Genomic DNA, 12948 nt, shown 5'->3' with positions numbered 1-12948 from the left:
GATAACCCCGATGCGGCGCGAATCACGTCCGGGCCGTGGGACCGAGCCGTCCGGACGCGCCCGCCGCCGCGACACGTCGCTGTGGGTTCGGTGTACCGCGTCGGCTAGCGAGCGTTCCTACCGCCGGACGGTGACCAGCGTGAACGGTCCGATATCGGTGGTCGTGAACGCCGGATCGCTGAACAGGTCCGCCGGGAACGCGACCGTGTACCGCTTGACGTTCGGATCGTTGGGATACACGTCCTCGGCCAGGCGCAGCGTGTACGTGTCACCGCTGCGACGGAACAGGAAGGCGTCGGGCGCGCGCCACGGGGAGGCCTTCAGCGCGTCGCGCAGTTCGGCGGACGAATCCAGGGTGCTCCACGCCTTGATGGTCGCGGCCCGGCCCGCGAAATCGGCGAGCGGGTTGGCGTAGTGCGAGGTGAGCGCCTGGAATCCCCAGTACGGGTAGAACGCGAGGAAGGTGGTGTCCGCCGTGAGGACGACGTTCTCGTCGCGCGGTCGTCCCGTCTGCGCCGACAGCGCGGCATCGATCTCGCGGTAGTAGGACACCGCGGAGGGCGGACGCTTGTCGGCGCGCTCACCGTCGCCGTCGGTATCGGTGTAGGCGGTGGTGATCTCGGGGGTCAGCACGTGCGGGATGTCCTGGACGAACGCGAGCGCGCCGAGTGTCGCGAGCAGGGCCGCGGCGGGCCGGAACCGGGCGGGTTCGTCGAAGGCCCGGTAGAGCGCGCGTGCGCCCTCGACGAAGCCGAACGCGCCCGCCGCCGCGAGCAGCACCCGCAGGGGGGCTTCCAGGCGGAACGAGAGCAGGGTGGTGCCCGCGGCCGTCGCCAGCATCGACAGCAGCGTCCACAGATAGATCGCCACCACGCCGATGCCGAGCGCCTGCGCGCGTCGCGAGGAACCCGCGCGCACGATCAGCCAGACGGTGCCGATCAGGCACAGCCCGCCGAACAGCGTGAAATCCGCCATCGGCAACGGCAGTTCGGCGCCCGACTCCGGCAGGTAGTGCAGCGCCGTCCCGGAACTCGGTGTCGTCGACGTGAGGTGTTTCAGCAGGTAGGGCAGCCACACGAGCGCCGCGATCACCCCGGCGATCACCCCGATCACCACCAGGCGCAGCAAGGGGGGCGCCGCCGCCCGCCATGCCGGACCCAGATCCTCCGGTCGCACGCGTCGCGCCCGCGCCTCGACCCGTCGCGCCCGCACGGCCAGTCTGGCGGAGATCAGCCCCATCAGTCCCACCGCGAAGGCGGCGACCAGGAAATAGAGGGTGTAGAAGGTCGCGGCGAGCCCGAGGAACAGCCCGGCGCCGATCACCGCCCCCCACCCGCCTGCGGTGCCCATTCCTGCGGTGCCCGCCGGTGCTGTGTCCTCGGCGGGCCGGTGAACAGCACCCCACGCGAGCACCAGCGACGGCGCGAGCAGCAGGACGATCACCGCGCTGTACGCCTCGGGCGCGGCGAAGGTGATCGCCGCGGCGGTCGTCGCGGCCGTCACCGCGACGGCCCAGTCCGCGCGGATCAGCTCCGACCACAGCACCAGCGCGAGCACAGCCGCCACCGCGAGCGAGCCGATCGCGTATGGCTTGAACGCTTCCCAGCCGTCCATGCCGAGGACGTTCGCGACGCGTCCACCCATCCAGAACCATCCGGCCGGATAGAACGGCGGCACATCCGCGTAGGTCATATCCCGCAGTGCCGCGCTGTCGGTGAGCCGCGTGAGGTATTCGGTGCGGAATTCCTGGTCGACCGAGACGCCGAACAGGTACAACTTGGTCGCGGCGAGCGGCATCCCGAGCGTCACGGTCACGAACGCCGAGATACCGGCCCAGGACAGTACTTTCGCAAGCCACGGCCACTTATGCAGGCGCAGCAGCACCATCGCCGCGATCAGTACGGCCACCGAGACCACCTGGCCGACGGTGGTGAGCGCCCTGGTCACGTGTGAGGAGTTGAACGCGGGCCAGTCCACCAGCGAGAAGGCGACGAGTCCGACACCGGCGACCACGACCGCGACCACCGTCGCGAGCAGCGCCTCGCCCAGTCCCGCGCCGAGACGCCGCAGCAGTACCGAGGACCGGCCCGGTCCGGTCGAGGGGGCGGTGGTACCGGGGGAAGTCACGGTGGCGCTCATCGACCCACCGCTTCGGACCGGCGCGCGAAATCCATCTCGGCGGGAACCCGGCACGGCGGGTGACCGGTGAGGATTCGTCGGACTTCTCGCATTACGCCTCCGGTTCACTGATCGGCTCCGTGACATGGTGCTCGGCGATCCGCCCGGCAGCGCCGGACGTGACCGCGTGAGCGCAGCCGCAACGATGGTAGCCACCCGTACGGCGAGCCCGGATACGACCGAGCCGCACCCGGTTCCGGCCGCGTGACGCGGCGGATCGTGGTGCGGCTCGGGGAACGGCTCAGATGGGGAGTTTGCGGAAGATCGGGCGCGGGATGTGGCGCAGGATCATCATCACGTACCGGAACGTGCCGGGCGCCCAGACCAGTTCCTTGCCCTTCTGGGAGGCCGACACCGCGAGCGCCGCGACGTCTTCCTTGTTGACGGTCAGCGGCGCTTCCTTCACGCCCGCCGACATCCTGGTGCGGACCTGGCCCGGCCGGATGACGAGCACGCGCGGCCCGAACGGGCGCAGCGCCTCACCCAGACCGAGGTAGAACCCGTCGAGCCCGGCCTTGGTCGAGCCGTAGACGAAGTTGGAGCGCCGGACCCGTTCGCCCGCCGCCGAGGACATGGCGATGATCCGCCCGAAGCCCTGCGCCTTCATCTTCTCGCCGACCAGCACGCCGACCGATACCGCGGCCGTGTAGTTGATCTCGGCGATCTGCACCGCCTTGCGCTGGTCCTGCCACAGTTCCTCGGCGTCGCCGAGCAGTCCGAAGGCGACGATGGCGACGTCGACGTCGCCGGAGGCCCACGCCGCGTCGATCACCTTGGGGTGGCTGCCGTTGTCGAGCGCGTCGAAATCGATGAGATCGACCGTGCTCGCGCCCGCGGCCTGCAACTGCGCGACGGCGTCGTCACGCAGCGGATCGTTGGGCAGTGCCGCGAGGATGATGCGGATCGGGCCCTTCTTCAGGTACTCCGCGCATATCGCCAGACCGATCTCCGAGGTTCCGCCCAGCAGCAGGATGGTCTGCGGGTTACCTACGGCATTGATCACTGAAGCTCCAGCCTTCTCGCCATGTCGGACATGAAAACGCCTGTGGGATCGACGGTCCTGCGGATCTTGATCCACTCGTCGATGCGGGGATACATCTTGTGGAAGGTTTCCGCGTCGGTGCGCGAATCCTTGCCGGTGTAGAGCCGTCCGCCGAATTCGAGCACCCGGCGGTCGAGTTCGGAGACGAATTCGTTGAGTCCGGCCGAGATCGGGAAGTCGACGCAGATGTTCCAGCCCGGCATCGGGAAACTCAACGGCGCCTGGTTGCCGGGCCCGAAGAGTTTGAACACGTTGAGGAACGAGTAGAACCCGGACCGCTGGATGTCGACGATGATCCGCTTGAACTCGTCCACCGACTCCGGCGGCACCACGAACTGGTACTGGAGGAACCCGTTGGATCCGTAGCCCCTGTTCCACTCGCCGATCATGTCGAGCGGGTGGTAGAAGGCCGTCAAGCTCTGCGGCTTGTCGCGGTAGGTGCCCGACTTGCGGTACCAGAGTTCACCGATGGGGGTGAAGGTGTATTTGTTCGCCAGCCCGTTCGGGAAGACATCGGGCAGCGACAGGAAGGTCTTGCCGTTGAATCGCAGCGGATCCTTCTGCAATTTCTTGGGCAGCTGATCCAGTTTGGCGAGGTTTCCGCGCGAGATCGCGGCCCGGCCGAGTTTCGGTTCGGGGCTGATCGCGTCGAACCAGGCCGAGCTGTACTCGTAGCGGTCCTCGGAGCCGTCGCTGTGGAAGGCGATGGTCTCGTCCAGCGTCGCGGTGACGTCGCCGTCGGCGATGAAGTACGCGGTCTCGGTCGGCGTCATCTCGATGGTCGCGCGCAGCACGATGCCGGTCAGACCGCACCCGCCGATGGTCGCCCAGAACAGTTTGGCGTTCTTGCGCGGCGTGATGTGCTGCACCGTGCCGTCGGCGGTGAGCAGATCCATCGAGCGCACGTGGTTACCGAAACTGCCCGCGCTGTGATGGTTCTTACCGTGGATATCGGAGCCGATGGCCCCGCCGACGGTGACCTGGCGGGTGCCGGGCAGTACGGGAACCCAGAGGCCGAACGGCAGCGCGGCCTTCATGAGCTGATCCAGGTTCACGCCGGCGTCGACGTCGACGATCCTGGTGTCGCGGTCGATCCGGTGGATCTTGTTCAGCGCCGTCATGTCGATGACGAGCCCGCCCGCGTTCTGGGCGTTGTCGCCGTAGGAGCGGCCGAGCCCGCGCGCGATCACGCCGCGGCGCAGGTGGGCGGGCTTGCCGTCGTTGTCCTCGGCGACCAGGGCCACGGCCTTGGCGATCACTTCCGGATCACCGGTCGCGAGAACTTCGGCGGAGGTTGCTGCGGTGCGACCCCACCCGGTCAACGATCTGGTCCGCGTAGGTAGGTCGTACGCGGGCTCGGCGTCACCGGTTGTCATGGTGGGGGTCGAAGCTTTCGTGGACATCGGCATAGAGGCTACAGGTATGGGCGCAGGTCGCGCCCGGGTCGCCGTACACCGGGGTATGGCGGGGTACGGCGGGGGCCCGCGCGCATTAAGCTGACCGCCGTGCACGCCGAACCCCACCGTCCGCTCATGACCGAACCACCGCTGGTCGACGAGCCCGCGGGCGTCGTCGACGCGTCGCGTGAAGGTGGCGGCGAAGATGGACAGCATGCCGAGGATGCTCCGGACAGTGGCGCCGCGCCCGGTGGCGGTCTCGTGACCCAGGTCTTCCGGTTCGCCGTGACCGGCGGGCTGTCCGCGATCGTCGACTTCGGTCTGTACCTGTTCCTGTTGAAGGTGGTCGGGCTGCCGACGAGCGCCGCGAAGTCGATCAGCTTCGTCGCGGGCACCACGACGGCCTATCTGCTCAACCGGCGCTGGACCTTCCAGGCGCCGCCGAGCCGGGCCCGGTTCCTCGCGGTGGTCGCGCTCTACGCGACGACCTTCGCGGTCCAGGTCGGTATCAATCAGTTGCTGGTGAACGTGCTCGGTGAGGGCGGGGTGCAGCTGACGGCGGCGTTCGTCGTCGCGCAGGGCACCGCCACCGTCATCAACTTCGTCGTGCAGCGGCTGGTGATCTTCAAACTGCGCTGATCCCGATCGGTCAGCCCACCACCAGCTCTTCGGGTTCCCGAGGCTGTTGCGCCTTGGCCCCGAAGTAGTCCCCGCCCTTGGCCCGGACATTGTCGGTACCCCAGGCACGCTGTTCGCGCTGCGCGGGGATCAGGTGCGGAATGTGTTTGCGGCAGTGGATATAGGCCTCTTCGACGCCGACTACCACCCACAGTTCGGCGGCGCGGCCTTTCGTCTGCGGCGGCAACTCGGTACTTCGCCGCAGCGTGACGTCCTCGACGATGCGGGCCGTTCCGTTCACGTGGAGTCCGATGAGGTCACGGACGAAATCGATGAGAAGTATGCCGACGTGGGGATTCTCCAGAATATTGCCCATACTGGCCATCACGCCGTTGCCGCGGTACTCGGGATAGGCGACCGTGCGTTCATCGATGACGTGCAGAAATCCGGGGGAACCGGCGCGGAAGCTGGTATCGCATTCGCCGTGTTTATCGCTGGTGGCGATGAACGCCATGTCCATCCTGGCGATGAATTCGACCATCGTCGGATTGAGTCGGTCGAGCACTTGATCGGTGTAGAAACGTTCGGCTCGTGCCTGCGTACCGTACCTGTCCTGTAGTTCGTGCTCGCCGTCGCTGCCCCAACGTGGATCGGGCATGTGCGCCCCCTTTGGTAGCCGGAATCCGGATGATCGGGGTTCTGCGCTGAACCCGGAATAAGGCCGAAATCTCGTCCATTTTAGGGGAATGAGAGGGGCGGCATGAGCGGAATCAGCGCCGGGGATGGGCCGAATGCCGGTTTGCTACAGGGTTTTCCGGGGATTTGCCCATTCCGACCGGCCGGAATATTTTCGGCCGGTCGAAATGACATACCTCGATGCGAGAAATCTCAGGCCGGGATCAGCGTCACCGGAACGCCGTTGAAAACGGCATTGCCCGACGGCACATCGATCACCGAATCATCGGTCAGCACATTGGCGTTGACGCCCGCGTTGGCACTGGCCACCGACTGCGGACTCTCGGCGTGGCCCCAGCCGTGCGGCAGGCTGACCACGCCCGGCATGATCGTCTCGGTCGGCTCGACGGGCACCGTGAGCGTCCCCGCCGCCGATTTCACCACGGCCTCCTGGCCCAGCCCGAGCCGCTCCACGTCGGCCGGATTGACCTGCAACGTACAGCGATTCGATCCGTTGACCAGTCGCACGACATTGTGCATCCAACTGTTGTTGGAGCGCAGCTGACGGCGTCCGATGAGGACGAACTCCGGCGCGACGTCGGCGAGCCCGGCTCGCATCCGGTCCACGTCGGCCAGCAGCTGCGCGGGCGCGAGTTCCACCCGTCGCGACGCGGTGCGCAGCGCACCGGGCAGTCGCGGGCGCAACGCACCGAGGTCGATGCCGTGCGGATTGTCCAGCAGTTTCCGCAGATTCAGATCGTGGCGCGGCGCGTCGGAATCGGCGCTCCGCTCGTTCCACTCACCGTAGGGACCGAGCCGCACCATCATGTCGATGCGCTGCTCGGTGGTGGTCTCGCCGTACAACTCGTGGCGGCGATCGGCCAGGCCCGCCTTCTCCAGGGTGCCCGCGATGAGCATCTCGTCCACCGCGCCGAGCACGTCGCCGGTGTGCGGCTGCCCGCTCACCGCGGCGCCGAGCCTGGCGAGTACGCCCGCCTCGGACGGCCGATCACCCAGCGGCACCAGCGGCCGCGAATACCTGACGTAGTTGCGCACCGCGAATTTGAGGAGCGCGAAATCGAAATGCGGGGATTGCAGCGGACGCGGCGGCGGCAGGATCACATCTGCGTTGCGGGTCGTCTCGTTGACATACCTGTCGACGCTGACCATGAATTCCAGCTCGGCGAACGCCTCGGCCATCCTGGTGCCGCCGGGCGCGGACAGCACCGGATTACCCGCGACGGTGATCATGGCCCTGATCTGCCCGTCTCCCGGGGTGAGGATTTCGTCGGCCAGCGTCGCCACCGGCAGTTCGCCCATCGTTTCGGGCAGTCCGCGTACCCGGCTGGTCCACCGACCGGTCCGGAACGGCTTGGTGCGATTGATCCCGCCGCCCGCGGCGTCGGCGAACATCGCACCGCCGGGGGAGTCCAGATTGCCGGTGAGGACATTGACGACGTCGACCAGCCACTGCGTGACCGTGCCGAATTCGGCCGTGCAGGTGCCGATGCGGGCGTAGACGGCCGCGGTCGGCGCCGCGGCGAGTTCGCGGGCGATCCTGACGACGGTGTCGGCGGGTACCCCGGTGCGCGCGGCGACCACCTCGGGGGTGAAATCGGCGGCCGCGGCCCGCACGTCGTCGAGTCCGGCGACCTCGATCCCGATATCGGTCAACTCTTCGGCGAACAGCGTGTGCACGATGCCGAACAACAGGTAGGCGTCACTGCCGGGCCGGATGAACAGGTGTTCGTCGGCGAGTTTCGCGGTGCGGGTCACCCTGGGGTCGACCACGACGAATCGTCCGCCGCGCTCCTGCAACGCCTTGAGTCTGCCGGGGAAATCGGGGGCCGTGCACAGCGACCCGTTGGATTCCAGCGGGTTCGCGCCGAGCATCAGCAGGTAATCGGTGCGATCGAGATCGGGGACGGGCACCGTCAGCGGGTCGCCGAACATCAGTCCGCTGGCGATCTGTTTCGGCATCTGGTCGACGGTGCTGGCCGAATAGAGGTTCTTGGTGCCGAGCGCGCGGATCAGCACGGGCACGTACAGCGCCCCGGCGATGGTGTGCGCGTTGGGATTTCCGAGATAGAGCGCCGCGGACTGCGCGCCGTGCTCGGCGACGACGGCGGGGAAGCGCCGCGCGATGTAATCGAAGGCCTCGTCCCACGACGCGGTGCGCCAGGTGTCGGTGGCCCTGTCCCTGATCAGTGGCTCGGTGACCCGGTCGGGATCCTCGTCGAGGTGTCCGAGGCTCGCGCCTTTGGGACAGATGAATCCGCGGCTGAACGGATCTTCTTTATCGCCGCGCACGGCGGTGACGTGGTCGTCCGGATCGAGGGTGATCTCGAGTCCGCAGACGGCCTCGCAGAGCGGGCAGGTGCGTAGGAGATTCCGGGCGTCGGTGAGCTGGGCCATACCCCATCATCGCGCGCGAGGTACTTCTCGCGACAGGGTGCTGAGGGAAACGACCGGTATCCGCGTGACGGATACCGGTCGCGTGAGCCGGTGGAATTCCGGCCGACCCCTGCAGGGGGAGTCATCCGCCGGGCGGATCGGGAATTCGTCGCGGGTACTGAACGCGGACCCGTTCGCACGAATCCGGAGGGTCAGCAGGCGACGCTGGTGAGGCTTTCGCCGGTCCGGGTGACGGTCTCGCCCGCGCGGCTGCCACTGTCGCCTGCGCGGCGACGCGCCATCGAGGAGCGGACGGCCGCGGCGATGGCGACGACCGGCGGCAGCCAGCGGGCCTCGTGCGGGGCGACCCGCCACTGGGCGGTGCCCGCGGCGGAGATCTGGGTCGGCGGTAGGGCGATGCCCGCGCCGTCGGTGTAGACGGTGGCGCCCGCCTCGCGCAGCCCCTCGATGGCCATCGCGGCCTTACGCAGGCCGGTGACCAGGTGGATCTCGCGACGCTCCGTGCCGGGGATCTCGATCACCGGGCCGGAGAGGTTGTTGGCGCGCAGGTAGCGACGCACGTCGCCGGCGAGTTCGCCGCTGACCTCGATGCCGGACACGTCCTCATCGGTGATCAGGCAGATCCCGTTGGCCGTTTCGGCGACCGTCCATCCGCGCTGGGTGTAGTCCTGCGCTGCAGCGGTCATCTCGGCCGCCGAGACGGAAGTCGGAAACGTGGTGCGCACTGTTTTCTCCATTCCCCGATAGATCTGGGTCTGCGTTCATGGGGCGTATCGACAACCGGTAGCCCCGGCGTTACGGCTCTTTCGAAATATTTTTCCGGACTGTCGCCTTCGTCTCATCCAGTGTCTTTTCGCTATGAATCCGAAGAGTTCCGCTTGGCCCTTCGGGCGCGGACGGGGGAGTATCGCGTGATGACCGATGAGAGCGACGGAATTCCGGCAGCGGATTCGGCCGAGCGCGCGACCGAGTCCAGGTGGATCGCCTGGAAAACCTCTACTGCCAGGCGTTTTACGCGAGCTTCCGAGGAGGAGGAGCCGCGGGCCGAACCCTTCGAGAGTCCGCGCGCATTCGGTGAGTGGAGCGCACGGGCCGCGCGCGGACTTCTCGACGTGCAATTTCGCAGGCCCGCGACCACGACCCTGCTGCCACTCGCCTACATTCTCGGACTCGCATTCGCTCTCGGAATACCGATCGCGTTGACCATCCTGATGTGGCAGCGCTCGGCGGTGCTCGGGGTGCTGGCCGCGCTGATCGCCGTTCCGCTCGGCCTGACCATCGCGGCCGTCGTGCGTCTGCTGCTGGAATTCCTGGTCAACGCCTCGCGGCTGGCGACGCGGGTGGAACACATCAGCGAGTTGGCCGACGATCTCTTCCAGGCGCTGTCCGATGTGGCCGAACCGGTCAACCAGCTGTCCGAGGATGTTCGGGCGGTGCAGTTCTGGCGGTTTCGGGGTCGCACCCCCCGAAAGTAGGGGCAACTGATCGAGATTGCCGGATCCGGTTGCCCACTAACCTCTTTGGCGCGGTTGTGACAGTGGCCTGCCTGTGCACCAAAGTGTGCCCTATGTCAGATTCGCTGTGAAACAATGCTGACCGGATGACCGACTGAGGAGTGAAGGCGTCCGCTGGCAATCGTCGTATCGGGGGCTCTGGAGATCACGCAGGGTCGATGCGGCGCATGGGCGCGAGGGGGAAGTAATGGCTTTACCGCACGGTACGACCGGGTCGACCATGCCGCGACGGCAGCTCGGCCGTCATCTCAGGGAACTGCGCAATCGCGCCAGGATGACCACGCGCACCGCCGCGCAGCAGCTGGAATGGTCGGAGGCCAAGATCTGGCGGATCGAGACCGGGCAGACGTCGCTGCGCAGTCTCGATGTCGAGGCGATGTGCAAGGTCTACGGCGCGCCGGGCGATATCGTGGCCCCGCTGACCGCGCTGGCCCGGGAAACCAAGGCCAGGGGCTGGTGGACCGGGTACGGCGATGTGATCGCCGAGGGGTACGACGTCTACATCGGGCTGGAAGAGGCGGCGTGGGCGCTGCGCTCCTACGAGCACGCCCTGATTCCCGGCCTGTTGCAGACCGAAGGCTATACGAGGGCGATGCTGGCCGCGGCGCGTCCGTCCGCACCGGCCACCGAGATCGACCGGCGCGTGCAGTTGCGCGCGGCCCGTCAACAACTCGTCGTCCGCGCCGAGGCGCCGTTGCGGCTGGACGCGGTGATCACCGAGGCCGCTCTCACGCACCGGGTCGGTGACGCGGGCGTACGCGCCGAACAGCTGGAGCACCTGCTCCGTTTGTGCGAGCTGCCGACCGTGCGGGTCAGGGTGGTGCCCACCGAGTCCGGCTACCACGACGGCATGGAGACCGGGCCCTTCGTCATACTCGAATTCCCGGACGGCCGGATGGGCGAGCCGCCGGAGCCGCCGGTCGCCTACATCGAGGCGTTCACCGGTCCGGTGTACCTGGACAAGGAACCCGAGGTCGAGCGGTACCGCAAGGCATTCGCCGGTATCGAGGCGGCCGCGGTCGATGTGCGCACGGTGATCGACGACCTGCGCTGACCGGGATCCATTCCCCAGCTGGCGCTGACCGGACGCTTTATTCCCAGCTGGCGCTGACCGGACGCGCTATTCCCAGTTGCGCGTGAGCACCTCGCGGTGCGTCGGCGCCGCCTGCTCGTAGACCTCGCGGCCGCGTTCGGTGAGGCAGACGAAGATCGCGCGGCGGTCCTCGGCGCACATGCTGCGCCGCACCAGGCCGTCGCGTTCGAGCCGGGCCACGGTCCGGGAGAGCGCGCTCTGACTCAGGTAGATGTCACCCGCGAGGTCGGCCATCCGGTAGTCGCCGCAATTCGCGTCGATCAGACGGTCCAGCGTCTCGAATTCGCTGAGGCCGATGTTGTGCTGCCCCTGCAACGCCTTCTCCAGGGCGCAGCTCACCGCCGCGTGCCGATCGAGCAGTCGACGCCACTCGTCGACCAGCCCGGTCGGCGCTTCGCCGCGCCGGGCTGTTTCGGACGTCGACGGGTTCGACATGGCCTCATTCTAGGCCCCGATAGCAACGTATGCAACCGCATTAGATGTGTTGGCATTTAATGCGTGCGCATGTAATGTCCACCGCATGACTTCACCAGCAACGCTCTCGGCCGCCCGAACGGCGACCGATCCGACCGCTTGGTCCGCCCGGCTCTGGGGCATGCTGATCACCCTGTGCATCGTGCTCTTCCTCGACGGACTCGATGTCTCCATGATCGGAGTCGCCCTCCCCTCCATCGGTTCCGAACTCGACCTGTCGACCTCGACCCTGCAGTGGCTGGTGAGCGGCTACATCCTGGGATACGGCGGCCTGCTGCTGCTCGGCGGACGCACCGCCGACCTGCTCGGCCGCCGCAAGGTCTTCCTGATCGCCCTGGCCGTCTTCGCGGTCGCCTCCCTGCTCGGCGGCCTGGTGAGCTCCGGTCCGCTGCTGATCCTCACCCGATTTGTCAAGGGCCTGGCCGCCGCGTTCACCGCGCCGACCGGTCTGTCGATCATCACGACGAATTTCGCCGAGGGCCCGGCACGCAACAAGGCGCTGTCCATCTACACCGTCTTCGGCGCGGGCGGATACTCCATGGGTCTGCTGTTCGGTGGGCTCATGACCGGCGTCGGCTGGCGCTGGACCTTCCTGCTCCCGGTGCCGATCGCCGTCGCGGCGCTGGTCGCGGGCTACTTCCTGGTGCCCAAGGACGGGGCGGCCGAAGAAGGCGGCCACGACATCCTCGGTGCGCTGCTGTCGACCGGGGCCATGCTGCTGCTGGTGTACACGGTGGTCACCGCGCCCGAGGTCGGCTGGCTCTCGGCGCGCAGCATCGGTTCGTTCGTGGTGGCCGTCGCCCTGTTCGTCGCCTTCGTCGCGGTGGAGAAGCGGGTCAGGTATCCGTTGATCCGCCTCGGCATCCTGCGCAAGGCGTCGCTGGTGCGGGCGAGTATCGCGATCGTCGCCGTGGCGGGTTCCTACTTCAGCTGGCAGTTCATCGTGACGCTGTACATGCAGGAATCACTCGGTTGGTCGCCGCTGAAACTCGCCATGGCGTTGCTGCCGGTCGGTCTGATGGTGGTCGGTTCGGCGTTCTTCTCCGACAAACTGGTCGACCGCTTCGGCACCGGACCCATCATCGCGGTCACCCTGGTCGTGATGGCTGTCGGCTACGTGTTGTTCCTGCGGCTCGACGACAATCCGTCCTACCTGACGATGCTGCTGCCCGCGGTTCTGCTGATCGGCATCGGATGGGTCGGCTTCCCCGCCATCAACATCCAGGCCACCAACGGCATCGAGGACGAGGAACAGGGCCTTGCGGCCGGTGTTCTCCAGACGTCGATGCAGGTCGGCGCGGCCATCGTGCTCGCGGTGACCACGGCGATCGTCACCTCGGGCGCCCATACCGACACCTCGCCCTCGGGCATGCTCGACGCCTACCGTCCCGGCCTGGTCTTCGCCGGTGTGGTGGCGGCGGTCGGCGCGCTGGTCGCCCTGCTGGCCTTCGTGCCGAAATTCCGCGGGCGCGCGACCGAAGCGCGCGAACCGGAGATCGCGCTCGCGGGCTGATCCCCGGTCGCTGTGGAGAACCGAACGCC

The 12948-nt window shown here is 67.5% G+C and carries 11 protein-coding genes; 4 read left to right on the top strand and 7 right to left on the bottom strand.

Annotated elements, in window-relative coordinates; genetic code table 11:
• Positions 1-117 precede the first annotated feature (117 nt).
• From DAT37_RS01610 to DAT37_RS01600, 3 genes are all read right to left on the bottom strand, one after another.
• Positions 118-2139, bottom strand: a complete 2022-nt coding sequence (locus DAT37_RS01610) for a galactan 5-O-arabinofuranosyltransferase (protein WP_198654039.1) — start codon at positions 2137-2139, stop codon at positions 118-120.
• 280 nt (positions 2140-2419) lie between these two features.
• Positions 2420-3181, bottom strand: a complete 762-nt coding sequence (locus tag DAT37_RS01605) for a decaprenylphospho-beta-D-erythro-pentofuranosid-2-ulose 2-reductase (RefSeq protein WP_109522843.1) — start codon at positions 3179-3181, stop codon at positions 2420-2422.
• Entirely contained in the window at positions 3178-4596 is a 1419-nt protein-coding gene (locus DAT37_RS01600) for an FAD-binding oxidoreductase (RefSeq protein ID WP_109522842.1), read from the bottom strand. Before DAT37_RS01600 ends, DAT37_RS01605 begins: the two co-directional genes overlap by 4 nt.
• 156 nt (positions 4597-4752) lie before the next feature.
• Here DAT37_RS01600 and DAT37_RS01595 point away from each other — a divergent pair, with 156 nt between their 5' ends.
• Positions 4753-5256: a GtrA family protein gene (locus DAT37_RS01595; protein WP_109522841.1), complete on the top strand. Its 504-nt coding sequence runs from the start codon at positions 4753-4755 to the stop codon at positions 5254-5256.
• Between the two features lie 10 nt (positions 5257-5266).
• Here the strand turns inward: DAT37_RS01595 and DAT37_RS01590 are convergent, their stop codons facing one another.
• From DAT37_RS01590 to DAT37_RS01580, 3 genes are all read right to left on the bottom strand, one after another.
• Complete coding sequence (locus DAT37_RS01590) at positions 5267-5893, bottom strand: pyridoxamine 5'-phosphate oxidase family protein (protein ID WP_109522840.1); 627 nt, start codon at positions 5891-5893, stop codon at positions 5267-5269.
• Positions 5894-6123: 230 nt separating this feature from the next.
• Positions 6124-8325: a molybdopterin-dependent oxidoreductase gene (locus DAT37_RS01585; RefSeq protein ID WP_109522839.1), complete on the bottom strand. Its 2202-nt coding sequence runs from the start codon at positions 8323-8325 to the stop codon at positions 6124-6126.
• Between the two features lie 191 nt (positions 8326-8516).
• A complete protein-coding gene (locus tag DAT37_RS01580) occupies positions 8517-9050 on the bottom strand; it encodes a hypothetical protein (RefSeq protein WP_232839434.1) in 534 nt (177 codons plus the stop codon).
• Between the two features lie 189 nt (positions 9051-9239).
• Between DAT37_RS01580 and DAT37_RS01575 the strand changes: the two genes are divergently transcribed.
• Both DAT37_RS01575 and DAT37_RS01570 read left to right on the top strand, forming a co-directional pair.
• A complete protein-coding gene (locus tag DAT37_RS01575) occupies positions 9240-9800 on the top strand; it encodes a DUF4282 domain-containing protein (RefSeq protein WP_109522838.1) in 561 nt (186 codons plus the stop codon).
• 226 nt (positions 9801-10026) lie between these two features.
• On the top strand, positions 10027-10893 hold the full coding sequence (locus tag DAT37_RS01570; RefSeq protein WP_109522837.1) for a helix-turn-helix domain-containing protein: 867 nt from the start codon (positions 10027-10029) through the stop codon (positions 10891-10893).
• A 66-nt stretch (positions 10894-10959) separates the two neighbouring features.
• Here the strand turns inward: DAT37_RS01570 and DAT37_RS01565 are convergent, their stop codons facing one another.
• The gene (locus DAT37_RS01565) at positions 10960-11367 is read right to left on the bottom strand and encodes a MarR family winged helix-turn-helix transcriptional regulator (RefSeq protein WP_109522836.1); all 408 of its coding nucleotides are present in this window, start codon (positions 11365-11367) and stop codon (positions 10960-10962) included.
• An 85-nt stretch (positions 11368-11452) separates the two neighbouring features.
• On the opposite strand from DAT37_RS01565, the gene DAT37_RS01560 reads away from it, so the two are divergent.
• A complete protein-coding gene (locus tag DAT37_RS01560; RefSeq protein WP_109522835.1) occupies positions 11453-12919 on the top strand; it encodes an MFS transporter in 1467 nt (488 codons plus the stop codon).
• The last annotated feature ends 29 nt before the right edge of the window (positions 12920-12948 follow it).

The organism is Nocardia aurea, assembly GCF_003123685.1.
GTDB classification, from domain to species: Bacteria; Actinomycetota; Actinomycetes; order Mycobacteriales; family Mycobacteriaceae; genus Nocardia; species Nocardia aurea.
This window is presented reverse-complemented; position numbering and strand designations above follow the sequence as displayed.